The sequence below is a fragment of the Agromyces binzhouensis genome (assembly GCF_004135055.1).
In the GTDB taxonomy this organism is placed as follows: domain Bacteria; phylum Actinomycetota; class Actinomycetes; order Actinomycetales; family Microbacteriaceae; genus Agromyces; species Agromyces binzhouensis.
The window spans coordinates 1-1032 of the sequence record NZ_SDPL01000678.1; the positions used below are offsets into that span (position 1 = coordinate 1).

Genomic DNA, 1032 nt, shown 5'->3' on the forward strand with positions numbered 1-1032 from the left:
CTGCGGGGAACGGCGCCCGGCGATCAGCGTCCAGTGCGCGTGCGCCGCCGGGCGGCGACCAGCCACCCCGTCGCCCGGCCCCAGGCCCACCACGCGGCGAGGCCGATCGCGAACGACGCGACGATCGCGAGGGGCGGCGACCACTCCTCGATGGGCGGGTAGACCTGCCAATGGGTGAGGTAGACGAACAGCGAGGCGGATGCCACGGCGCCGAGCGCGCCCGTGAGCACGACCGGCACCGGCAGGCTCGTCACCCAGATCAGCAGTGCGAGCCCGATGACGACGATCCCCTCGCGAACCGGATCGCCGAAGAAGCCCGGCACCGTCGCGAGCACGATCGCGCTCGCCACCACCCGGCGCGGCACCGACGTCGACCGGGCGACGAGCCAGCCGAGCGCGATGAGCCACGCGATGGCGGGCAGCGCGTAGCGCAGCGGAGACGAGGGCGTGATCCCGCCCGAGACCGCGTAGCGCACCGCGAGTGCGATGCCGAGCACCGTCAGCGCGAACGCGTACGGGAAGCGCCGCTCCAGCTTGGCGACGCCGGGGACGGCGCAGACGGCGGCGAGCCCGACGATCGACCACACGAGCGCCTCGAGGAACCAGAACTGCCACTGCTCGCTCCAGCCGGTCGCACCCGGCACGAGCCAGTTCGAGAGCAGCACCGTGGCCGGATCGTACGTGCGGGCGATGAGTGCGACCCCGCCGATCCAGAGGACTGCCGGCACGGCGATGAGCGCCGCGCTGCGAAGCAGGCCGCGCACGCGTCGGCGGCGTTCGGTGCGTTCGCCGGTGGTCGGCGCAGCGGGCGCAGCGAAGCGGAATCGGGCGAGGTTGAACCCCGCGACCGCGAGCAGCAGGTGCGCTCCGCCCTTGAGCTGCACGACGTCGGCGTGCGTCGCGACGATCAGCACGATCGCGAGCGCGCGAAGCACGACGGACGTCTCGAGCCGTGCGATGCGCCGGGGTCGGTGGGCCGGCGCCCCTGCCCGTGCTGCCGCGCGGGCCGAGGGCACGTCGGCGGGGGCCGGG

1 protein-coding gene is annotated in these 1032 nt (G+C 74.4%); it reads right to left on the reverse strand.

All coding sequences use genetic code 11. The features are described 5' to 3' along the window. Positions 1-23: 23 nt before the first annotated feature. On the reverse strand, positions 24-1032 hold a 1009-nt coding region (locus ESO86_RS17585; RefSeq protein WP_340638875.1), incomplete at its 5' end, for an acyltransferase family protein.